20 protein-coding genes are annotated in these 22,521 nt (G+C 65.3%); 9 read left to right on the top strand and 11 right to left on the bottom strand.

Annotated elements, in window-relative coordinates; translation table 11 throughout:
* Nucleotides 1–98: 98 nt before the first annotated feature.
* The 4 genes from IF809_RS23535 to eno all read right to left on the bottom strand — a co-directional run bounded on the left by IF809_RS23535 (nucleotide 99) and on the right by eno (nucleotide 4,395).
* Complete coding sequence (locus tag IF809_RS23535) at nucleotides 99–650, bottom strand: NADPH-dependent FMN reductase (protein ID WP_128966446.1); 552 nt, start codon at nucleotides 648–650, stop codon at nucleotides 99–101.
* Nucleotides 651–831: 181 nt separating this feature from the next.
* The gene (locus tag IF809_RS23530) at nucleotides 832–1,827 is read right to left on the bottom strand and encodes an MBL fold metallo-hydrolase (protein WP_453978744.1); all 996 of its coding nucleotides are present in this window, start codon (nucleotides 1,825–1,827) and stop codon (nucleotides 832–834) included.
* A gap of 111 nt (nucleotides 1,828–1,938) precedes the next feature.
* A complete protein-coding gene (locus IF809_RS23525; protein ID WP_462838705.1) occupies nucleotides 1,939–3,078 on the bottom strand; it encodes a zinc-binding dehydrogenase in 1,140 nt (379 codons plus the stop codon).
* 33 nt (nucleotides 3,079–3,111) lie between these two features.
* The gene (gene eno / locus IF809_RS23520) at nucleotides 3,112–4,395 is read right to left on the bottom strand and encodes a phosphopyruvate hydratase (RefSeq protein WP_128966449.1); all 1,284 of its coding nucleotides are present in this window, start codon (nucleotides 4,393–4,395) and stop codon (nucleotides 3,112–3,114) included.
* 129 nt (nucleotides 4,396–4,524) lie between these two features.
* On the opposite strand from eno, the gene queF reads away from it, so the two are divergent.
* Nucleotides 4,525–5,013, top strand: a complete 489-nt coding sequence (gene queF, locus IF809_RS23515) for a preQ(1) synthase (protein WP_462838704.1) — start codon at nucleotides 4,525–4,527, stop codon at nucleotides 5,011–5,013.
* On the opposite strand, the gene IF809_RS23510 is transcribed toward queF, so the two are convergent.
* From IF809_RS23510 to IF809_RS23500, 3 genes are all read right to left on the bottom strand, one after another.
* Complete coding sequence (locus tag IF809_RS23510; protein ID WP_462838703.1) at nucleotides 5,014–6,234, bottom strand: MFS transporter; 1,221 nt, start codon at nucleotides 6,232–6,234, stop codon at nucleotides 5,014–5,016. It lies immediately after the preceding gene.
* On the bottom strand, nucleotides 6,234–7,085 hold the full coding sequence (gene kdsA / locus IF809_RS23505; RefSeq protein ID WP_462838702.1) for a 3-deoxy-8-phosphooctulonate synthase: 852 nt from the start codon (nucleotides 7,083–7,085) through the stop codon (nucleotides 6,234–6,236). Before kdsA ends, IF809_RS23510 begins: the two co-directional genes overlap by 1 nt.
* Before the next feature lie 127 nt (nucleotides 7,086–7,212).
* Entirely contained in the window at nucleotides 7,213–7,539 is a 327-nt protein-coding gene (locus tag IF809_RS23500) for an NIPSNAP family protein (protein WP_462838701.1), read from the bottom strand.
* Nucleotides 7,540–7,735: 196 nt separating this feature from the next.
* On the opposite strand from IF809_RS23500, the gene IF809_RS23495 reads away from it, so the two are divergent.
* From IF809_RS23495 to IF809_RS23485, 3 genes are all read left to right on the top strand, one after another.
* Nucleotides 7,736–8,410 (top strand): response regulator, encoded by a 675-nt coding sequence (locus IF809_RS23495; RefSeq protein ID WP_128966454.1) that lies wholly within the window; start codon nucleotides 7,736–7,738, stop codon nucleotides 8,408–8,410.
* Nucleotides 8,407–9,783: a sensor histidine kinase gene (locus tag IF809_RS23490; RefSeq protein WP_462838700.1), complete on the top strand. Its 1,377-nt coding sequence runs from the start codon at nucleotides 8,407–8,409 to the stop codon at nucleotides 9,781–9,783. Before IF809_RS23495 ends, IF809_RS23490 begins: the two co-directional genes overlap by 4 nt.
* Before the next feature lie 112 nt (nucleotides 9,784–9,895).
* The gene (locus IF809_RS23485; protein ID WP_453978736.1) at nucleotides 9,896–10,531 is read left to right on the top strand and encodes a class I SAM-dependent methyltransferase; all 636 of its coding nucleotides are present in this window, start codon (nucleotides 9,896–9,898) and stop codon (nucleotides 10,529–10,531) included.
* On the opposite strand, the gene IF809_RS23480 is transcribed toward IF809_RS23485, so the two are convergent.
* From IF809_RS23480 to tpiA, 3 genes are all read right to left on the bottom strand, one after another.
* Nucleotides 10,528–12,159: a CTP synthase gene (locus IF809_RS23480; RefSeq protein ID WP_462838699.1), complete on the bottom strand. Its 1,632-nt coding sequence runs from the start codon at nucleotides 12,157–12,159 to the stop codon at nucleotides 10,528–10,530. The genes IF809_RS23485 and IF809_RS23480 overlap by 4 nt on opposite strands.
* A 166-nt stretch (nucleotides 12,160–12,325) precedes the next feature.
* Complete coding sequence (secG, locus tag IF809_RS23475; RefSeq protein ID WP_128966458.1) at nucleotides 12,326–12,715, bottom strand: preprotein translocase subunit SecG; 390 nt, start codon at nucleotides 12,713–12,715, stop codon at nucleotides 12,326–12,328.
* Between the two features lie 169 nt (nucleotides 12,716–12,884).
* Nucleotides 12,885–13,643 carry a triose-phosphate isomerase gene (tpiA, locus tag IF809_RS23470; protein WP_462838698.1) on the bottom strand — a complete coding sequence of 253 codons (759 nt, stop codon included), beginning with the start codon at nucleotides 13,641–13,643 and terminating at the stop codon, nucleotides 12,885–12,887.
* A gap of 221 nt (nucleotides 13,644–13,864) precedes the next feature.
* Here tpiA and IF809_RS23465 point away from each other — a divergent pair, with 221 nt between their 5' ends.
* From IF809_RS23465 to IF809_RS23445, 5 genes are all read left to right on the top strand, one after another.
* The gene (locus IF809_RS23465; protein ID WP_462838697.1) at nucleotides 13,865–15,763 is read left to right on the top strand and encodes a SurA N-terminal domain-containing protein; all 1,899 of its coding nucleotides are present in this window, start codon (nucleotides 13,865–13,867) and stop codon (nucleotides 15,761–15,763) included.
* A 14-nt stretch (nucleotides 15,764–15,777) separates the two neighbouring features.
* Entirely contained in the window at nucleotides 15,778–16,791 is a 1,014-nt protein-coding gene (gene trpD, locus IF809_RS23460) for an anthranilate phosphoribosyltransferase (RefSeq protein WP_462838696.1), read from the top strand.
* Between the two features lie 7 nt (nucleotides 16,792–16,798).
* The gene (trpC, locus tag IF809_RS23455) at nucleotides 16,799–17,620 is read left to right on the top strand and encodes an indole-3-glycerol phosphate synthase TrpC (RefSeq protein ID WP_453990748.1); all 822 of its coding nucleotides are present in this window, start codon (nucleotides 16,799–16,801) and stop codon (nucleotides 17,618–17,620) included.
* Between the two features lies 1 nt (nucleotide 17,621).
* Complete coding sequence (moaC, locus tag IF809_RS23450) at nucleotides 17,622–18,137, top strand: cyclic pyranopterin monophosphate synthase MoaC (protein WP_462838695.1); 516 nt, start codon at nucleotides 17,622–17,624, stop codon at nucleotides 18,135–18,137.
* A 203-nt stretch (nucleotides 18,138–18,340) separates the two neighbouring features.
* Nucleotides 18,341–21,061: a bifunctional diguanylate cyclase/phosphodiesterase gene (locus tag IF809_RS23445; RefSeq protein WP_462838694.1), complete on the top strand. Its 2,721-nt coding sequence runs from the start codon at nucleotides 18,341–18,343 to the stop codon at nucleotides 21,059–21,061.
* 104 nt (nucleotides 21,062–21,165) lie between these two features.
* On the opposite strand, the gene IF809_RS23440 is transcribed toward IF809_RS23445, so the two are convergent.
* A complete protein-coding gene (locus IF809_RS23440) occupies nucleotides 21,166–22,503 on the bottom strand; it encodes a S41 family peptidase (RefSeq protein ID WP_128966465.1) in 1,338 nt (445 codons plus the stop codon).
* Nucleotides 22,504–22,521 lie beyond the last annotated feature (18 nt).

Below are 22,521 nucleotides of genomic sequence, written 5' to 3'. Positions count from 1 at the left end.
GGGCGCGCGTAGCGCGAACCCGGAATCCATCAGACCACAACCTCCGTCGGGAAATGGATTCCGGGCTCGATGCTTCGCATCGCCCCGGAGTGAGCGGCTCAGCCGTGATGCTTGGCGACGTGCGCCGCAAAGGCGTCAATGTACTGCTGAAGCACCGTCTTCAGCGAGTCCTTGGTCAGGTTGCCCTCGGCATCGAAGGCATCGCCGACCCCGTTCAGGTAGATTTCCGGCTGCTGGAGAAGAGGGCCGGAAATGCCGGGCAGGATATTCTGGAGATGCTTGGCCGCGCTGACGCCGCCGAGCGGCCCCGGCGAGTTGGAGATGATGCCGACCGGTTTGCCCAGAAAAGAGCTCTTGCCGTAAGGGCGCGAAGCGACGTCGATCGCATTCTTAAGGACACCCGGAATCGAGCGGTTGTATTCGGGCGTGACGAACAGGACCCCGTTCGACGCCTGCAGCTTCTCGCGGAACGCCAGCCAGTCGGCGGGCGGCGCACCCTCGAGATCCTGGTTGAAGAAGGAGATCCCCGCCGGTGTGATGACCTCGAGCTTGAGAGAGCTGGGCGCCAGCTTGGCAAGCGCGTTGGCGATCTTCAGTGAGAAGCTGTCCTTGCGCAGGCTGCCGGCGATCACGACGATATTGTAGGCCATGAGATGTCCTTGAAACCTTGAGGGAGAAGTGCCGACGGCACTTAAGCCATCCGGGGCAATGGATGCAAGTGCATGAACCGGCGCGATTTGGAAACGCTGAGTTTCTCCAAAGCAGATGGTCGCCCCAATTAATCAGGCCGCCAAGCGGCGGCCTGATTTTTCACGCAAATCTGCAAACGGATCAGATCGTCGGATTCCAGGCCGACGGGATCAGACGATATTTGGCGCCGTCCTTCTCGACATGGCCGACCGAGGGGAAGGTGAAATGGAAGCCGACCACGGTCGCCTTCTCGGCCGCCGCCATGTCGTAGAATTTGTGGCGGGTCTGCTGCGCGAGCGCGCCATCGGTGTCGAAGGCCACGTGCCAGTCCGGATTGCGCAGGAACAGCTCCGGAATGTTGGTGACGTCGGACTGGATCAGCACCTTCTTGTCGCCCGAGGCGACTGCGAAGGAGGTGTGACCGGGCGTATGGCCTGGTGTCGCGATCGAGGTGATGCCTGACACGACCTCCTTGCCCCATTCGTACTTCGTCACCTTGGACTCGATGCCGGCGAAGGTCTTCTTCACGTTGGCGAAGTAGTTCTTCATCATGTCGCTGGAGGCCTTGCCCGCGTTCTCCTCGCTGGCCCAGAACTCCCAATCCTTCACCGGCACCATGATTTCGGCATTCGGGAACGCCATCGAGCCGTCCGCCAGACGGATGCCGTTGGTGTGGTCCGGATGCAGATGCGACAGCAGCACGACGTCGATGCTCTTCGGGTCGACGCCGGCGGCCTGCAGGTTTTGCAGGGTGCGGCCCACCGCGCCCTTGCTGGGCTCAAGGTTGGCGACGCCGTTGCCGGCGTCGATCAGCACGAGCTTGGAGCCGGTGTTGATCAGCTGCGGATTGAACGGCACCGTGACCATGCCCTTGGGCATGTAGGCGGCGTCAGCGGCGGCGAGCGCCTCCTCTTTCGGAACGTTGACGACGAACTTGTCCGGCATCGGGAAGCTGCGCGCACCGTCATTGATCGAGGTGCACTCGAAGCTGCCGACCTTGTAGCGATAGAAGCCAGGCGCCTGCGCGCCGGCTTGCGGCACTGCGGCATTGATTGCGCTTGGTCGCAATCCGGTAACGGCGGCGGCACCGATGGCGGCGGCGCCTGCAAGCAGGTGACGACGATTGAGATCGGTCATGGAGAGGTCCCCTTCTGAGCGCGTTGCGGTTTTCCGCTTTCGACGGCGGCGGAATAATCGGCCGCTTTGCTCAGAAGGCAAGACCTGTTTTGGCTGACCTGCGCTAGCTGATCACGACAATTTATTTGGATTGATGAGGAATTTTTCGCCGGTGGCACGTTTGGCGTACACCGCGATGTTGGCGGGATCGAGTGCCTCCTGGAGCGATACCACCTTGGTGTAGTGGCTGGCGAAGGTGGTCTTCAATTCGCTCACGACACGCTGACGCAGCCGCCCGATATCGGCAGGTCCGATCTTCTGCAGGAAGGGAGTGAGCAGCCAGCCGCCGACGCCCCAGGCCATGCCGAAGCCGCGTGGCAGTTCGATGGGACGGATATCGAGCGCGCCGTAGACATAGACCTGCTTGTGCACGCTGGAGCCGTAGCGGCTGTATTCCTTCGCGGTCTTGTTGATCGCGATCTCCATGCAGTTGAGGATGTCGCCGGCGAGCTTGCCGCCGCCGATGGCATCGAAGGCGATGGTGGCGCCGGTCTCGACCAGCGCATTGGTGAGATCCTCGAGGAAGCCAGGCGCGCTGGAATCGACGACGTATTTCGCGCCGATCTTCTTCAGGATCTCCGCCTGGTCCTTGCTGCGCACGATGTTGACGAGCGGGATGCCGTCCTTGATGCAGATCTTGTTGAGCATCTGGCCGAGATTGGACGCCGCGGCGGTGTGCACCAGCGCCTTGTGGCCTTCGCGCCGCATCGTCTCGGTCATGCCGAGCGCAGTGAGCGGATTGACGAACCAGGATGCGCCTTCGGCCGCCGTGGTGCCCTCGGGCAAGGGCTGGCAGTCCCGCGCCTTGAGCGTGCGGTACTGCGCATACATGGCACCGCCGATCATCGCGACGGTCTTGCCCATCAGCGCCTTCGCCGCCTCGGACGAGCCGGTCCGGATGACGACGCCCGCGCCCTCGTTACCGACAGGCAGGGACTGGTCGAGCCGCGCCGCCATCGCGCGCATCGCCCCCTCGGGCACCTTCGCGGTGATGACGGGCGCCTCCTTGGTGCCGGATGCCTTGGCCGTGCTCATGTCGGCCGCGCCGACCAGAAGGCCGAGGTCGGACGGGTTGATCGGCGCCGCCTCGATGCGGACGACGACCTCGTCCTCCGCGGGCTCGGGGGTCGGCACGTCGACAAGCGAGATCTCCAGCTCTCCGCTCGTCTTGATCCGCGAACGCAATTGCAGTCCGGTCTTGCCGTCGCTCATGTCGATCCTCCCCTGTGGTCGCGAGGCGCCGGCTTATGCCAGCGCCTTCAGGGCCGCCTTGCCGCCGTAGAGCGCCTGCTTGCCGAGCTGCTGCTCGATGCGCAGGAGCTGGTTGTATTTGGCGGTGCGATCGGACCGCGCAAGGGAGCCGGTCTTGATCTGACCGCAGTTCGTCGCGACCGCAAGGTCGGCGATGGTGGAATCCTCGGTCTCGCCCGAGCGATGCGACATGACGGAAGTGTAGCCGGCCTTGTGGGCCATCTCGACGGCGGCCAGCGTCTCGGTCAGCGTACCGATCTGGTTGACCTTGATCAGGATCGAGTTGGCGCGGCCGGCCTTGATGCCTTCGGCGAGACGCTTGACGTTGGTGACGAAGAGGTCGTCCCCGACCAGCTGACACTTCCTGCCGATCAGGTCGGTGAGCTCCTTCCAGCCGTCCATGTCGTCCTCCGACATGCCGTCTTCGATGGTGACGATCGGATAGCGCGAGACGAGGTCGGCGAGATACTTGGCCTGCTCGGAGATCGAGCGGGTCTTGCCTTCACCTTCATAGACGTACTTGCCGTCTTTGAAGAACTCGGTCGAGGCGCAGTCGAGGCCGAGCACGATGTCGGTCCCGGCCTTGAAGCCGGCCTTGCCGATCGCATTCATGACGAATTCGAGCGCCGCATCCGCCGACGGCAGGTTCGGGGCGAAACCGCCCTCGTCGCCGACATTGGTGTTGTGGCCGGCCTTCTTCAGCTCCGATTTCAGCGTGTGGAACACTTCCGCGCCATAGCGCAGGCCCTCGGCGAAGGACGACGCGCCGACGGGAAGGATCATGAACTCCTGGAAGTCGATCGGATTGTCGGCATGCACGCCGCCATTGATGATGTTCATCATCGGCACCGGCAACAGCCGCGCCGAAGTGCCGCCGACATAGCGATAGAGCGGCATGTCGAGCGAGTTCGCGGCCGCCTTGGCGCAGGCCAGCGACACGCCGAGAATGGCGTTGGCGCCGAGACGGCTCTTGTTCGGCGTGCCGTCGAGGTCGATCATGATCTGGTCGATCTGGGCCTGCTGCTCGACATCGAGGCCGCTCAGCGCCTCGAAGATCTCGCCGTTGACGGCGCCGACCGCCTTGGTGACGCCCTTGCCGAGATAACGGGCCTTGTCGCCGTCGCGCAGCTCGACCGCCTCATGGGCACCGGTGGAGGCGCCAGACGGCACCGCGGCACGGCCAAGCGCACCATCTTCCAGCACGACATCGACCTCGACCGTGGGGTTGCCGCGGCTATCGAGAATTTCGCGTCCGATGATGTCGATGATGGCGGTCATTGGGGGCCTCTTTTCGGAGAACATAAGGTGGGGCAGTTGGCGGTGCTTCTACCGCAATGCATCGAAGCGGAAAAGGCCGGGTGACGGCCGTGACTTGATTGGCTAAGAGGGCCATTCGGAGGCGGCCTCATGTCGAAAAAGTCCAGCAAATCGAATAACTCACCTGCCAACCCGGCGTCCTTGCAGCTCGGCCGTGCCGTGGAATGGCCCGATGCGCCCGAGAAGGCGAAGCTCGACCGGGTGCCGAATCCGCAAGCGGGAACCGATTATCTGGTGCGTTTCACCGTGCCGGAATTCACCTCGCTGTGCCCGGTGACGGGACAACCCGATTTCGCCCATCTGATGATCGACTACGCGCCCGGAGAATGGCTGCTGGAGTCGAAATCGCTCAAGCTTTACATCGCGAGCTTCCGCAACCACGGCGCCTTCCATGAGGACTGCACCGTGATGATCGGCAAGCGCATTGCAGGCGAGATCAAGCCGAAATGGTTGCGCATCGGCGGCTACTGGTATCCACGCGGCGGCATCCCGATCGACGTGTTCTGGCAGACCGGCCGCGTGCCGAAGGGCCTGTGGGTGCCCGAGCAAGCCGTCGCGCCGTATCGCGGGCGCGGGTAGCTAGCTCACGCGCGGTGACGCATCCGCCGGCGCACGCGACCTGAGGAATTGGGCGCAGACGAGGCCCAGCACCGTCATGATCGCCGCGCTCGCGAGCATCGTCGGCACCTTGCCGCCATGCTGGAGGCCAAGGCCATAGGCCAGCGGTCCGACCGTTTGCCCCATGAAGAAGAAGAACGAGTGCAGCGACATCGCCGTCGCCCGCGCCCCGATCGACAGCTCGCTGGCGAACACCTGCAAGCAGCCATGGATCATGTAGAAGCCCCAGCCCATCGCCAGCAGGCTGAGGAATTGCAGCTTCCAGCCCGGACCGAAGGCCAGCAGCGCGAGCTGCAGCGCCACGACGCCGCCGCCGGCGATCATCATGCCCTTGACGCCGAGCCGCGGCAGCATGCGCGACACGGTGAAGGTGTAGAGCAAGCCCCCGACCGCAAAGCCCGCGATCACGATGCCCGCGATCGACAGCGATTTCTCGCCGAGATCGAACAGGAAAGCCGCGATGAAGGGAAACAGGCCGAACACGCAGCAGCCTTCGACGAAGACGGCCGAGTAGCAATAGCGTGTGTTGGGATTGGCGAAGATGGTGCGGTAGCCCTGCCGCAGCGTCTTCAGGTCGGTCTTCGGTGGCGGCGTCAGCGCGGCGCCGCGAAAGCCCGCAGCGACCGCGATCGCCGCGATCAGGCCGAGCGCGCCAAGGATCACGAGCACGCCGCGCCAGCCGATGAAATCGCCGATGATGCCGCTCGCGGACGCGCCAAGCAGATTACCGGTCATCGACCCCGCCATGGTACGGCCGATCGCGACCTGTCGCTTGGCCGGCGCAACGAGGTCAGCGGTGAGACCGAGCGCGACCGGAAACACGCCGCCGGAGGCAATGCCGGCCAGGATGCGGGTCGCGAACAGCCCTGAGAACGTGGTCGCAAGCGCGCCGGTGATGCTGGCGACGCCGAGCAGCGCCAGGCACAGGGTCATCAACCGCGCCTTGCCGAACAGATCGGCGGCCGCGCCGATCGCGGGCTGCACCAGTGCATAGATCAGGGCAAAACCGGCCGCGATGCTCGCAGCTGTAGTGATGCTGATCGAAAAATCCTCGGCGACATGCGGCAGCACGGGATCGAGCGCCCGCGTCGACAACGCCGCCGAGAATCCGGCGAGCGCGATGATGTTGATCGCCGGCGGAAACTTCTGCTCTTGGGACGGTCTGGTCACAGGCTGGTGCATCAGCGCGTGATGCTCTTGGTCACTGTGTCGAACGCCATCAGCGTGCGGATCAGCTCTTCGAATTCGCGCAGCGGCACCATGTTGGGCCCGTCGGACGGCGCGCGATCCGGATCGGGGTGCGTCTCGATGAACACGCCGGCAACGCCGACGGCGACGGCCGCGCGGGCCAGCACCGGCACGAATTCGCGCTCGCCACCGGAGGAAGCGCCCTGCCCGCCCGGCTGCTGCACCGAATGGGTGGCATCGAAGATCACGGGCGCGCCTGTCGTGCGCGCCATGATCGGCAGCGCGCGCATGTCGGAAACCAGCGTGTTGTAGCCGAACGAGACGCCGCGCTCGGTGACGAGCACGTTCGGATTGCCCGCGCTGGTGATCTTGGCAGCGACATTCGCCATGTCCCAGGGGGCGAGGAACTGACCCTTCTTGACGTTGACGACCTTGCCGGTTGCGGCCGCGGCCAGCAGCAGATCGGTCTGCCGGCACAGGAAAGCCGGGATCTGCAGGACGTCGACGGCTTGCGCCACCTCGGCGCATTGCGCGGCATCGTGAACGTCGGTCAGAACAGGCAGGCCCAGCGAGGACCGGATCTCGGCGAAGATCGGCAGCGACTGCGCGAGCCCGAGACCGCGCGCCGCCGACGCGCTGGTGCGGTTGGCCTTGTCGAACGAGGTCTTGTAGACGAGGCCGATCTTCAGCCGCGCGGCGATCTCCTTCAGCGCGGAGGCCACCTCCAGCGCGTGCTGGCGGCTCTCGAGCTGGCATGGCCCGGCGATGATCGAGATCGGCAGATCATTGCCGAACTTGACCGAACCGACCGTGACGATTGGGGCTGCGGATGATGAAGAGCTCAAAGGCCAATTCCCTCGTTTCGCCGCGACCATAGCGGTGATGAGGGGCCGATCAACCCTATTCGGCCTTGACGGCCAGAATATCAGGGTTGCCCGAGATATCCCCGCCGCAACCCATACCGGAATGCTGCTACTTGACCGACGAGAAAGCCGTCGGAGCCAGAATCTGGCTGACGATGTTGGCGACGATCTGGCCGTCGGCCTCACTCTCGGTGCGTGCTTTCGCCCAGTCCGGGTCGGTCACGAACTTGCCCCACTTCGCCTCGCGCTCGGCAAGCGACTCCCAGGCCAGAAAATAGGTCAGCTCCTGGTTCGATTCACCGATCAGCGTGGTGAAGAATCCGGCCTGCTTGATGCCGTGCTTCTCCCAGATCTTCAGCGTGGCGGTCTCGAAGCGCTTCAGCAGCGCCGGCAGACGGCCGGGCACGCAACGATACTGGCGCATTTCGTAGATCATTCTTGTTTCCTCCCTGAACAGGTTCGGCCGTTATAGCGATACCGCCATGATGCTGTCTTGAGCCCTGCCGGCCGCCCCCGGTGGCGTTTCGCGCATGGCTGGAGGGCCCCGGCAACGCGCCGCATCCAGGTTCCCGCAATGCTGCCGCAATGATCGGGCCGCTAGAAAGGTTCAGTTGCGGCTTAGGTGCTGGATCATGCGGATTTTGCTCGTCGAGGATGAAGCGGAGATGGCCGGTGCGCTGGCCTCGGCGCTCAAGCGCTACGACATGGTGGTGGATCACGCCCCCACGCTTGTCGACGCGGAAGAAGCAATCTCCGCCGACGTCCATTCCGCCGTGCTGCTCGACCGTCAGCTTCCCGACGGGGACGGCCTCACGCTGATCCCGAAGTTGCGGGCCCGCGCCGACGGCGTGCCGATCATCGTTCTGACCGCGCGCGGCGAGCTCGCCGACCGTATTGCCGGACTCGATGGCGGCGCCGACGACTATCTGGCCAAGCCTTTCGCGGTCGAGGAGCTGCTGGCACGGCTGCGTGCGGTACTGCGGCGGCCCGCGGGCCTGTCCCCAGACATCGTCCGCGCCGGCCGCATTGCGTTCGACCTCAGTCACCGCGAGGCCAGCATCGATGGCCAGCCGTTCGAGCTGCCGCGTCGCGAACTGCTGGTGCTCGAAGCCCTGATCCGGCGCATGGGCCGTACGGTGCTGCGTTCGGCGCTGGAAGAGGCCGTCTACAATTTCGATGACGAGATCCAGTCCAACGCACTGGACACGCACGTGTCTCGGCTGCGCCGCAAGCTCGCTGATGCCGATGCAGGCGTCGAGATCCACGGTATTCGCGGCGTCGGCTATCTCCTGAAGAAGCTGACATGAGCAAGCACGACGATCCCTATTGCCTGCGCTCGCGATTGAGCTGGCGTCTGCTCGCGCTGCAGGCCGCGCTGCTGGTCGCGCTGGTCGTCGTGGTCGTCGGTGCACTATGCGCCTCAGGCTTCGTGCTGGCGGAGCGGGACGAGGACCGCGTGATCGATGTCGTGCAGCACGCGCTTGCGCGCGACGCAAGAGGCGACCTGACCTTGCGGTCGACGCCCGACCTGAAGCAATTGCGTACCGAGACGCCGGACCTGTGGTTCCTGGTCCGGGACCGCCAAGGGCAGTCGCTCAAAGAGGGCGCCGTGCCGGCCGAATTCGCCGCGATCGGCGGCGGCCTCGACCAGATCAGCCAGGCGCGGCTCGGCTGGCAAATGTTCGAGGACGACCCGCGCAAGCCGCCGGCGCGGCTGAAGCGCGTCGACACCGATGCCGGCAATGTGCAGATCATCACGGCGACGCAGGGGCGGCTCACCGGCGGCAAGGCGCTGCTCATGACCTCGCTGGCGTTTCTCGGCATCGCCCTGCCCGGCCTGCTCGTGATGGCAACGGCGACCTTCATCGCGACGCCGATGATCGTGCGGCGTGCCTTCCGGGGGGTGGATGCGACTGCGGATGAGGCGCGGCGCATCGACATCCATCAGCGCGGCGCGCGGTTGTCCGTAGAGCAAGTTCCGCTGGAAGTCGCGCCGCTGGTCACCGCCGTCAACGACGCGCTGGCGCGGCTCGACCAGGGCTATCTCAGGCACAAGCGTTTCGTCGCGGATGCCGCGCACGAATTGCGCACGCCGATCGCGATCCTGAACACGCGGCTGGAATCACTCGGTCCAGGACCGGACAAGACCCGGCTGCTGGAGGATGCCGCACGGCTGGCGACGCTCGCCGAGCAATTGCTAGACATCCAGCGGCTAGACCGCTGCGGCTCTCCCTTTGCGCGCGTCGACCTCGTCGCGATCGCTCAGAGCGCGGCCGCCGATCTCGCGCCGCTGGCGATTGCCGCCGGTTACGAGCTGGCGCTCGATGCGCCGGCAACGCCGGTCGAGACGAGCGGCGATGCAGCGGCGCTGGAACGCGCGCTGACCAATCTCGTGCAGAACGCGATCCAGCATGGCCCTCGCCGCGGCACGATCGGAATTCGCGTGAGCAAGCCCGCCTGCATCGAGGTCACCGACGAAGGTGCCGGCATTCCCGCCGATCAACGCGAGCAAATCTTCGAGCCGTTCTATCGGCTGTCGCCACTCGATCGCGGCGCCGGCCTCGGTCTCAACATGGTGCGCGAGATCGTGCTCCTGCATGGCGGCCAGGTCGCGGTCACCGACAGCGCCGACGGCGGCACCTGCTTCAGAATGACGCTGCCGGCAATTCGGCAGAATTGATTCAATCCGTTTTCGCCGCTCATTGCGCAATGCCGCCGCAATGCACTCCGGCGACAGTGCATCCGTATCACCTCTGATCCCCGAGAGGTGCAATCGAGATGCCGGAGTGCGCATGCCCAACGATTTCCTATCCTTCTTCGTGTCCTGGATGTCTTCGCCGCGTCGGGTCGGCGCCATCGCCCCATCGGGCGCGGCGCTGGCCGATCTCATCACCCGCGAGATCAGCGAGAAGACCGGTCCGATCCTCGAGCTCGGCCCCGGAACCGGCGCGTTCACCTACAAGCTGCTGAAGCGCGGCGTGAGGCCCCAGGACCTCACGCTGATCGAGTACGGGTCGGATTTCATGAAGCTCCTGCAGATGCGCTTTCCCGGCGCGCGCGTGCTGTGGATGGACGCGGCGCGGCTGGCAACGGAGCGGCTCTATATCGGCGCGCCCGTCGGCGCGGTCGTGAGCGGCTTGCCACTGCTCAACATGTCGACCCGCAAGGTCGTATCGATCCTCAGCGGCGCATTCGGCTACGTTCGGCCCGGCGGCGCCTTCTACCAGTTCACCTATGGCGTGAGCTGCCCGATCCCGCGGCCGGTGCTCGACCGTCTGGGACTGCGCGCCACGCTGGTGGATCGCGCCTTCCTGAACGTGCCGCCGGCCGCCGTCTACAAGCTGACGCGGCGGCCGCAGATGACGCTGATTGCCGGATCACTGGCGCCGGAGACGTCAATGCCGGTTGCAGCGGAAGCGGATTGTTAGACCAGCCGGCTCTGCTTCGCCGCCGCCTCGATGAACGAAGCGAACAACGGGTGCGGTTCGAACGGCCGCGACTTCAGCTCGGGATGGAACTGGACGCCGATGAACCAGGGGTGATCTTCGTATTCGACGATCTCAGGCAGCACGCCGTCGGGCGAGAGGCCGGAGAACTTCAGGCCGTGCTGCTCGAGGAGATCCTTATAGGCGGTGTTGACCTCGTAGCGATGGCGGTGGCGCTCGGAAATCTCGGTCGCGCCGCCATAGACTTCCGAGACGCGGCTGCCGCGCGTCAGCGCCGCAGGATAAGCACCAAGCCGCATTGTGCCGCCGAGATCGCCGGCCTGCGAGCGCTTTTCGAGCTCGTTGCCGCGCAGCCATTCCGTCATCAGGCCGACGAGAGGCTCCTTGGTCGGGCCGAACTCGGTCGAGTTGGCCTCCTCAATCCCGACGAGGTTTCGCGCGGCCTCGATGACCGCCATCTGCATGCCGAAACAAATGCCGAAATACGGCACGTCGCGCTCGCGCGCGAACTGCGCCGCCTTGATCTTGCCTTCAGCACCGCGCTGGCCGAAGCCGCCTGGCACCAGGATGCCGTTGACGTGCTCGAGGAACGGCGCCGGATCTTCCTTCTCGAAGATCTCGCTTTCGATCCAGTCGAGATTGACCTTCACCTTGTTGGCGATGCCGCCATGCGAAAGCGCCTCGATCAGCGACTTGTACGCATCCTTCATGCCGGTGTACTTGCCGACGATGGCGATGGTGACGTTGCCTTCGGGGTTGCGGACGCGCTCGTTGATCTGCTGCCAGCTCTGCAGCGCCGGCGGAATGCGCGAGCCGATGCCGAAGGCGGCAAGCACCTCGTCGTCGAGGCCGGCGTTGTGATAGGCTTCGGGCACCGCGTAGATGTTGTCGACGTCGCGCGCCTCGATCACGGCGCTTTCGCGCACGTTGCAGAACAGCCCCAGCTTGCGCCGCTCCTCCTTCGGAATTTCGCGATCGGTACGGCAGAGCAGGATGTCGGGCTGGATGCCGATCGAGCGCAGCTCCTTGACCGAATGCTGCGTCGGCTTGGTCTTGAGCTCGCCGGCGCTCGGAATGTAGGGCAACAGCGTGAGATGGATGTAGACCGCGTGATCGCGCGGCAGCTCGTTCTTGAGCTGGCGGATCGCCTCGAAGAACGGCAGGCCTTCGATGTCGCCGACGGTGCCGCCGATCTCGACCAGCACGAAGTCGTAATCGTCGTTGCCGGAGAGGACGAATTCCTTGATCGCGTTGGTGACGTGCGGCACCACCTGGATGGTCGCGCCGAGATAATCGCCGCGGCGTTCCTTGGTGATGATGTCCTGGTAGATGCGCCCCGTGGTGATGTTGTCCTGCTTGGTCGCAGGGCGCCCGGTGAAGCGCTCGTAGTGACCGAGATCGAGATCGGTCTCCGCGCCGTCATCGGTCACGAACACTTCGCCGTGCTGATACGGCGACATCGTTCCGGGATCGAGGTTGAGATAGGGGTCGAGCTTGCGGAGGCGGACCTTGTAGCCCCGGGCCTGCAGCAGGGCACCGAGTGCCGCTGAAGCCAGACCCTTGCCGAGCGAAGAAACCACGCCGCCGGTGATGAATATGTACCGCGCCATGGGACTTAACCTCTAATCCCCAAAACCCGATTCGCCAAAGCGATTCGTATTGCGCCCCAAAGAATCTGCGGGCCTGTGGGTGAGCCAAAACAAAGAGTGGTGACAGTGCCTTGATGGGGATTGTTGATGCAGGACGGTAGCCGCCGCCCTGCATGGCCCCCCTGCTTTATTGCGAGCGAGGCACCTGCGGGCCGCTCGGCGCTGCCGGCGCCTGCTGCTGCTGTTCGTCCGCCTTCTTCAGCGTGTCCAGGATACCGCCCGAGGTCGGCGGAGCAATCGGGGCGCCGCCGGCCGGCTGGGTCTGCGACGCCGGCTGGATGATGGAGGACGGCGCGCGGTTGTAGCCGGCGTACCAGGACAGGAACAGGCTGGTCAGGAAGAAACCGGCAGCGAGAACCGCGGTGGTCCGCGACAGAAGATTCGCAGTGCCGCGGCTCGACATGAAGCCGGCGCCTCCGCCCATGCCAAGGCCGCCGCCTTCCGATTTCTGGAGCAGGACGGCACCGATCATGACGGCAACGATCATGAGGTGGATGACGATGACAACGGTCTGCATAGTATCCTTCCGTCACAAGCGGGCGGCGCCTGACGGCGGCCGATCGCGCTTCGCGGGTTTTCCTGAAGTTGCGCGGTGTTACACGATCGGAAGGGGTATTGCCACCCCCGATCGCCCACGGTCCGCGCTTTACGCTTGGCCAAGGGCTGCCCCCTGGTTAGGACAGCCCTTAGTTAGGACAGCCTTGAGCAATGGCAAGGAAATCGGCCGCCTTCAGGCTGGCGCCGCCGACCAGCGCGCCGTTGACGTTCTTCACCGCCATCAGCTCGGCCGCATTCGACGGCTTGACTGAGCCGCCGTAGAGGATCCGCATCCTGGCTCCCTCCGCCTTGAACCTGGAGGTCAGGAGTTCCCGGATAAAGCCATGAATCTGCTCGACATCCTTGGCCGTTGGGGTGAGCCCCGTGCCGATCGCCCAGACCGGCTCATAGGCCACGACCAGATTGGCGGCGGTCGAGCCGTCCGGAAGCGAGCCGCTGAGCTGGCCGCGGACGATGTCCAGGGTCTGGCCGGCATCGCGCTCGGCCTGGGTCTCGCCGACGCAGACGATCGCGATCGCCCCCGCCCGCCAGGCGGCCTCCGCTTTCTGCCGGATCAGGCCATCGCCCTCGCCGTGATCGGCGCGGCGCTCGGAATGGCCGACGATGATGGCGGTCGCGCCCGCGTCAACCAGCATTTCGGCCGCGACATCACCGGTATGGGCGCCGGAGGCCTTGGGATGGCAATCCTGGGCTCCCACCGCGACCTTCTTGCCGCGCGCCTTATCGGCAAAAGCCGCGATCAGGGTCGCCGGCGGGCAGACCAGCAGATCGGCCTTGCCTGATACCCCTGCCGCACCATTGAGCATGGCGTCGAATTCGGCGGCCGCGGCCTTCAGGCCGTTCATTTTCCAGTTGCCGGCGATCAGCGGTCGGAGGGCATCGGTCATGTCAGTTTCCAGCAAATTGAGGTTTGTGCATGCGCTAGCAGAGGTACAGCAGCAGTTCCAGAGACCCGGAGCCCTTTAACGCAGCCTGGAGCAGCGGCCTGAGGCGAGGTTGCGGGGGGAAAGCCGCCACTTTATGATGGCATATCAATTTGGTGACGCGCTTTTGCGGAATCTGCATTAAGACGCGCTCCCGTTCCCTCCTGCCAAACAAGTTGGACCAAATGCTTCGAGGAATGCGCAAGGCCTCATCAAACTGGGTCGGCAAGACCATCATGGCCGTCGTGATGGGCGTGCTGATCATCAGCTTCGGCATTTGGGGCATCGCCGACATTTTCCGGGGCTTCGGGCAGTCCACACTGGCCAAGGTCGGCCACAGCGAGATTTCGCTGAACGAGTTCCGCCAGATCTACACCGACCGTCTCCAGCAGATCGGCCGCCAGTTCGGCCGCCCGCTCACCCCCGACCAGGCGCGTGCCTTCGGCCTCGACCGCCAGGTGCTGCAGCAGACGATCGCGGAAGCTGCGCTGGACGAAAACGCGCGCCAGCTTGGGCTCGGTGAGTCCGACGACCAGATCCGCCAACTCATCATGAACGACCCGAATTTTAGGGGTGTCGACGGCAAGTTCGATGCGAACCGTTTCCAGGGCCTGATCCGCAATTTCGGCTACACCGAGCAGCGTTACGTGGCCGAGCAGCGCAAGGTGGCGCTGCGCCGGCAGATCACCGGCACGATCGGTGCCGGTCTCGAGCCGCCGAAGGTCATGCTCGAAGTGGCGACGCGTTTCCAGAACGAGCAGCGCTCGATCGAGTTCGTCAGACTGGATGCCGCACAGGCAGGCCAGATCGAGGCCCCCTCGCCTGAGGCGCTCGCCGCCTATTTCGAGGACCACAAGGTCCAGTTCCGCGCGCCCGAATACCGCAAGATCGTGTTCGCAATGATCTCGCCGGAGGACATCGCGAAGTGGACCGACGTCTCCGACGAGGAGGCGAAAAAGCTGTTCGACCAGCGCAAGGACCAGCTCGGTACGCCGGAAAAGCGGCAGATCGAGCAGATCGTGTTCCCCAACCTTGCGGAGGCGCAGGCCGCGCGAGAGCGCCTGGTCGGCGGGCTCTCCTTCGAGGACCTCGGCAAGGAACGGGGACTGAGCCCATCGGACGTCAATCTTGGGCTCGTGACCAAATCCTCGCTCGAATCCGCGGTCGGCAATGCCGCCTTCGCGCTTCCCGTTGGCGAAATCAGCCAACCGATCCAGGGCCCGATTGGCGTCTCGATCGTCAAGGTGGACAAGATCGAACCGGGGACCGAAGCGAACTACGCGACGCTGGCCCCTGCCATCAAGCGCGAGATCGCCGCCGGGCGCGCGCGCACCAAGGTCGGCGAGCTCCGCGACAAGATGGAGGACGAGCGCGGCGCCGGCACGAGCGTCGCCGATGCCGCCCAGAAGCTCGGGATCACCGCCGTGACGATCGACGCCGTCGACCGCTCCGGGCGCGCACCGAACGGGCAGCCCGTCGACAACATTCCGCAGGGCCTCGACGTGGTCTCGCAGGCCTTCAACAGCGACGTCGGCGTCGACAACGACCCGATCTCTTACAAGGGCGGCTATGTGTGGTACGACGTGCTCGCCATCACGCCGTCGCGCGACCGCACTCTCGACGAGGTCCGTGACCAGGTCGAGGCTCGCTGGCGCCAGGACCAGATCGCCGCCAAGCTCAAGACCAAGGCGACCGAGATGGTGCAGAAGCTGGAAGCCGGCGGCAAGCTCGCCGATGAAGCCGCTGCGATCAACGCCAAGGTCGAGACTGCCAGCGGCTTCAAGCGCGACGATACCCCGGCCGGCGTGCCCGCGAACATCGTGGCGGCCGCCTTCCGCACCGCCAAGGACGGCGTCGGACAGGCGCCCGTGACCGGCGGCACCGAGGTGATCGTCTACCGCGTCACCGACATCGTCGATCCCACGGTCGATATCGCCTCCGACGCGGTCAAGAAGCTGAAGGAGGGCATCGACCGGTCGCTGATAGACGAGCAGGTCGCCTCCTACGTCAACAAGCTTGAAACCGAGATCGGGACCACCATTAATCAGGCCGCCTTCGCGCAAGTGACCGGCGCGAACCAGTAGGTTGAAAGCACGCGATGGACGACCTGAAATCGATCATTGGAAAAGTCGCGACCGGCGCCAGCCTGTCGCGTGAGGAAGCCGCTTCCGCCTTCGACGCGGTGATGTCCGGCGAGGCCACGCCCTCGCAGATGGGCGGCCTGTTGATGGCGCTGCGCGTGCGCGGCGAGACGGTGGAAGAGATCACCGGCGCGGTGACGGCGATGCGCTCGAAGATGCTCACCGTCGACGCGCCCGCCGATGCCGTCGACATCGTCGGCACCGGCGGCGACGGCTCCGGCTCGGTCAACGTCTCGACCTGCGCCTCGTTCATCGTCTCGGGCGCCGGCCTGCCGGTCGCCAAGCACGGCAACCGCGCGCTGTCATCGCGCTCGGGCGCCGCCGACGTGCTGGCCTCGCTCGGGGTGAAGATCGACCTCAGGCCTGAGCAGGTCGGGCGTTGCGTGCGCGAATGCGGCATCGGCTTCATGTTCGCGCCGGCTCATCATCCCGCGATGAAGAACGTCGGCCCGACCCGGGTCGAGCTCGCCACCCGCACGATCTTCAACCTGCTCGGCCCCCTGTCCAATCCGGCCGGCGTCAAGCGGCAGATGGTCGGCGTGTTCTCGCGGCAATGGGTGCAGCCGCTGGCGCAGGTGCTGAAGAATCTGGCCTCCGAATCCGCCTGGGTGGTGCACGGCTCCGACGGTCTCGACGAGATCACCCTCACCGGCCCGACCTTCGTCTCTGCACTCCACAACGGCGACATCAGGAGTTTCGAGGTGACGCCCGAGGACGCCGGCCTGTCGCGCTGCGAGCCAGGCGCCCTCAAGGGCGGCGATGCAGACGCCAATGCGATCGCCCTGCAAAACGTGCTCGATGGCAAGCCGAGCCCCTATCGCGACGTCGCGCTGCTCAACGCCGCCGCCGCCTTCATTGTCGCCGGCCGCGCCAGGGACCTCAAGGAGGGCGTCGCGATCGGCGCGAAATCGCTGGACAGCGGGGCGGCGAACGCGCGGTTGAAGCATCTGATCGCTGTCTCGAACAGCTGAGCCTGTCATGTCGGATATCCTGAGCAAGATCGAAGCCTACAAGCGCGAGGAGATCGCGGCGGCCAAGCGCGCCCAGCCGCTCTCCGCCGTCGAAGCGACAGCCAAGGCGCAAGGCGCGCCCCGCGGCTTCGTGCGCGCGATCAGGGCCAAGCACGCCAATGGCGACTACGCCCTGATTGCCGAGGTGAAGAAGGCTTCGCCCTCCAAGGGGCTGATCCGCGCCGATTTCGATCCGCCGCTGCTGGCCAAGGCCTACGAAGCCGGCGGAGCGGCCTGCCTGTCGGTGCTGACGGACACGCCCTCGTTCCAGGGCCATCTCGACTTCATGGTGGCGGCGCGCGCGGCGACCTCGCTCCCCGTTCTGCGCAAGGATTTTCTGTTCGACACCTATCAGGTCGTCGAGGCGCGCGCCCATGGCGCCGACTGCATTCTCATCATCATGGCCGCGCTCGATGATGCGACCGCCAAGGACCTCGAAGACGCCGCGATCGCCTATGGCATGGACGTGCTGATCGAGATCCATGATCGCGCCGAGCTCGACCGGGCGCTGAAGCTGCGCTCGCCGATGATCGGGGTCAACAACCGCAATCTGCGTACGTTCGAGACCACGCTTGCGACCAGCGAGATGCTGGCGCCGCTGATCCCGCGGGAACGGCTGATGGTCGGCGAGAGCGGCATCTTCACGCCTGGCGACCTCGCCCGGCTCGAGCGCGTCGGCATGTCGACCTTCCTGGTCGGCGAGAGCCTGATGCGGCAGGCCGACGTGACTGCCGCGACGCGCACGCTGCTCGCGCGCGAGACCAAGCCCCGCGCCACAGGCACGCGCTGACATGGCGCGTAAGCCCGCGAAGTCCAAGCCTTCGAAGAGGGCGAGCCCTGCCCTCACCCATATCGGCGCCTCCGGCGAGGCGCGGATGGTCGACGTCTCGGCCAAAGCCGCGACCGAGCGGCTCGCCGTCGCCGAAGGGCGCGTGGTCATGGAACAGGCGACGCTCGATCTGATCATCTCAGGCAATGCCAAGAAGGGCGACGTGCTCGGCACCGCGCGCATCGCCGGCATCATGGCGGCGAAACGTACCTCGGAGCTGATCCCGCTCTGCCATCCCCTGGCGCTGTCGAAGGTTACTCTGGACATCGCGCCAGATCCGAAGCTGCCGGGTTGCGTCGTCCGCGCCAGCGTCAAGGTGACCGGCCCCACCGGCGTCGAGATGGAGGCGCTGACGGCCGTCTCGGTCGCCTGCCTCACCATCTACGACATGATCAAGGCGGTGGAGCGCGGCGTGCGCATCGAGGGCATCCACCTCGTCGAGAAGCTCGGCGGCAAGTCCGGCCACTACCGCGCCTGATCTCTCACTTCGACGTGCCGGTCGATTCCCTCAGCGCGACCGCTTGCGGGGTCCGTGCGCCATGCGCGTCCAGCGCATTTGCGTGCCGGGGTTCAGGGCGCATTAACCGTACTTCCTAACGTCACCTCCACATCATCCCCGTAAACCGACGGATGTTACAGGGATCGCTTGATGACCCTGACGTGTGCACGGCAACGATTGACATGATGACGGGATACGGCAGTCGCCTGCTTGACCACGCCTTCGTGCGTAGCGGACCGATCCGCTGGCTCGTGGTGGGCGGCACACTCCTGATCGCGGCGATCGCCGTCGGCGCGGTGCTGATGGCGCAGAATTTCCGTGAGCGCGCGCTGCGCAACTCCGGCCGCGAGCTGGAGAACACCGTGCTGCTGCTCGCCCATCATTTCGATCAGCAACTCCAGGACTTCGCTGTCATCCAGAGGGATTTCGTCGATCACGTGCGGGCCATCGGCGTCGCCGATGCAGACGACTATCGCAAACGCCTCGCCGGCCAGGACACCCACCGGATGCTGCGCTCGAAAATCGAAGCGCTGCCTGATATCGGCGGCGTCAACGTCATTGACGACGAAGGCAACGTGATCAATTCGTCCATGACATGGCCGTCTCCGAAAGTGAACGTTGCCGATCGTGCCTATTTTCGTACGTTCAAATACGATCCTCAGGCGCCCGACGTTCTGATCGAGCCGCTTCACAGCCGGATCTCCGGCCAATGGACGATTCTGATCGTGCGCAAGATCGTCGGACCGAACGGCGAATTCCTCGGCGTCGTCGGACGCGGCATCGAGCCTGCCGGGTTCGAGAAGTTCTTCGCCTCCGTCGTGCTCGGCGAAGGCGCGACGATCTCGATGCTGCACCGGGACGGAACGCTGCTCGCCCGTTATCCCCATTCCAGCGAATTGATGGGGCGAAACTTCAAGACCGGCTCGTTCGAGCAGCAGAGGGTTTTCGGCCTGGATCACTTTGCCGGCCGATTTGTCAGTCCCGTCGACGGCGAGGACCGGCTGATCTCCGCGCGTGCCCTGCCCCATTTCCCGATCCTGATGATGGCCACGACGACGCGGGCGGCGGCCCTGACGGACTGGCGCGAGCAGATCGGCATCCTGATCTCCATCGCCGGCGCTTCCGCGCTCGCCATCGCCGGCGTGCTGATCGCGATCGTGCGCAAACTGCTGGAGCAGCACCGCATGTCACGGGAGCGGCTGACGCTGGAGAAGCAGCGCCTCGACCGCGCCGTCAACAACATGACCCAGGGCCTCCTGCTGTTCGACGCCTCGCAGCAGCTCGTGGTGTGCAACCAGCGCTATATCGAAATGTACGGGCTGGCGCCGGAGGTCGTGAAGCCGGGCTGCAGCTTCCGCGACATCATCGCGCACCGCAAGCAAACCGGCTCGTTCATCGGCAACGTGGACCAGTATGTCGCCCTCGTGCTGCGCGACATCCATGTCCGCAACTCCATGGTTTTCGATACCGCCGACGGCCGCTCGATCCAGATCGTCAACGAGCCGCTCGCCGATGGCGGCTGGGTCGCGACCCATGAGGATATCACCGAACGCCGCCGCATAGAGGAACGCATCACCCACCTCGCGCACTACGACGCGCTGACCGATTTGCCGAACCGCACCATATTCCACGAACATCTGCGCGCGGAGCTCGCCGCCATAGCGGACGGCGAAGAGCTCGCGGTGCACTACATCGATATCGACGAGTTCAAGGGCGTCAACGACGCACTCGGCCATCTCGTCGGCGACGAGCTGTTGAAATCGGTAGCCGAGAGCCTCCGCCGCTGCGCAGGCCCGACCGACTTCGTGGCACGGCTCGGGGGCGACGAATTCGCGATCGTGCAGAGCGCGGTGTCCTCGCAGGACCAGGTCAGCGAGCTCGTTGCACGGGTGTTCGCCTCGATCCGTGCGCCGTTCGACTGCATGGGCCATCACCTCACCACCGATGCCAGCATCGGAATCGCGCTGGCGCCGGGACACGGCACCGCGCTGGACCAGCTCCTGAAGAATGCGGACATGGCGATGTACGCCGCCAAATCCGCCGGCCGCCGCACCTATCGCTTCTTCGAGCCGGAGATGGACGCCAAGGTGCGCCAGCGGCGCCAGCTGAAAAACGATCTTCGCCAGGCCATCGCTGTCGGCGGGCTCGAAGTCTTTTACCAGCCCTGCCTGAGCCTCAAGGACGATCGCATCACCGGTTGCGAGGCGCTGGTGCGCTGGCGTCATCCCGAACGCGGCATGGTCTCGCCGGCCGAGTTCATCCCGATCGCGGAGGACACCGGGCTGATCAACGAGATCGGCGAATGGGTGCTGGCGACCGCCTGCCGCGACGCGGCCGGCTGGCCCGACGACATCCGCCTCGCTGTCAACGTCTCCCCGGTGCAGTTCAAGAGCGGCACCCTGGCGCTGAAGATCATGGCGGCGCTGGCCGCCTCCAACCTGCCGGCGAGCCGGCTCGAGCTCGAGATCACCGAGGCCGTGCTGATCCGCGACGACGACACCGCGCTTGCGATCCTGCACCAGCTTCGCGCCATCGGTGTCCGCATCGCGCTCGACGATTTCGGCACCGGCTACTCCTCCCTGAGCTATCTGCATCGCTTCCCGTTTGACAAGATCAAGATCGATCGCTGCTTCGTCAGCGACATCGCCGGCCCCGACGGCTCCGCCAGCATCGTGCAGGCCGTGGTGAATCTCGCCAGCGCTCGCCGCATGGCGACCACGGCCGAAGGCGTCGAGACCGAGGAGCAGCAGCGGCTGTTGCGCGCGCTCGGCTGCACCGAAATGCAGGGCTATCTGTTCAGCGCCGCAAAGCCGGCCGACAAGGTGCTGGAGCTGTTCGCGCTCCACCGCAGCCGCCTCGCGCAGCGTGGCGGCAGTGAAGGTAGGCGCCGCGAGGCGGGCTAGACTTCACAAGAGAGCGCGTCCGGCGCAGCTCGGCTGAAACGAATTCACCCGGGAGTGGACATCCACTCCCGGGCGATCTCTTAAGCGCGCAAGGGCCACTAAGCCTAGTTCGGCACCGTCGTCTTCGGGGCCGGCTTCGCGGCCGCTGCATTGACGGTGACGCCGTGCAGGAAGTCGAAGGCAGCGTGCAGCGCCTTGTCGTCCTTCTCCTCCGGCGGAACGTAGGATTGGGAGCCCGTCTGCTCCTTGCCGTCGGCGGCCTGCAGATGGCCGCGCATCTGCGACTCCGCCATGGTGTCCATCCGGCCCTTCAGCTCGGGCGGGACGTCCTGGAGAATCTCGATGTCGGGCGCAATGCCCTGGGCCTGGATCGAGCGGCCCGACGGCGTGTAGTAGCGCGCGGTGGTCAGCGCCAGCGCGCCGTTGCCGGCGCCGAGCGGGATGATGGTCTGCACCGAGCCCTTGCCGAACGAGCGCGTGCCGATCAGGGTCGCACGCTTGTGGTCATGCAGCGCGCCGGACACGATCTCGGAGGCCGAGGCCGAGCCGCCGTTGATCAGGACCACCAGCGGCTTGCCCTTGATGAGATCGCCGCCATGGGCGGTGAAGCGCTGGGTCTCCTCGGGATTGCGGCCGCGGGTCGAGACGACCTCGCCGCGCTGCAAGAACGCGCTCGACACCGACACGGCCTGGTCGAGCAGGCCGCCCGGATTGTTGCGCAGGTCCACGACGTAGCCGACGAGCTTGTCCTGCGGGACATCCTTGGAGATCGAGGCGATCGCCTTCTTCAGGCCATCGGTGGTCTGCTCGTTGAAGGAGGTGATGCGGATGTAGCCGATGTCGCCGTTCTCGACGTGGAAGCGCACCGGGCGCACATGGATGATCTCGCGCTTGATCGCGACATCGAGCGGGGCGTCGGCGCCCTTGCGCAAGATGGTGAGCTTGGTCTGGGTATCGACCGGTCCCTTCATCTTGTTGACGGCCTGCTCGAGCGTCATGCCCTGCACCGCGTCGCCGTCGATCTTGCTGATGAGATCGCCGGACATGATGCCGGCCTTGGACGCCGGCGTGTCGTCGATCGGCGAGACGACCTTGACCAGGCCCTCCTCCATCGTGACCTCGATGCCGAGCCCGCCGAATTCGCCGGAGGTGGTCTCCTGCATCTCGGTCCAGGCCTTGGCGTTCATGTAGCGTGAATGCGGGTCGAGCGAAGTTACCATGCCCGTGATCGCGCCTTCGATCAGCTTGGCATTGTCGGGCTTCTCGACATAGCTCGCCTTCACCCGCTCGAACACTTCCCCGAACAGGTTGAGCTGGGAATAGGCATCATCCGTACCCGCCGCCGCCCGTGCCGCCCACAGCCCGCCCTGCGGACCGGATACGAGGAGGGTCAGGCAAGCTCCGGTGAGCGCGCCCAGGGGGAACAGCAGGGTTTTCCGCATGGAATGGGTGGCCTTTTC

The sequence above is a fragment of the Bradyrhizobium sp. UFLA06-24 genome (assembly GCF_054967145.1).
Note: the sequence above shows the minus strand (reverse complement) of the source record. Positions and strands in the feature narration are given on the sequence as shown.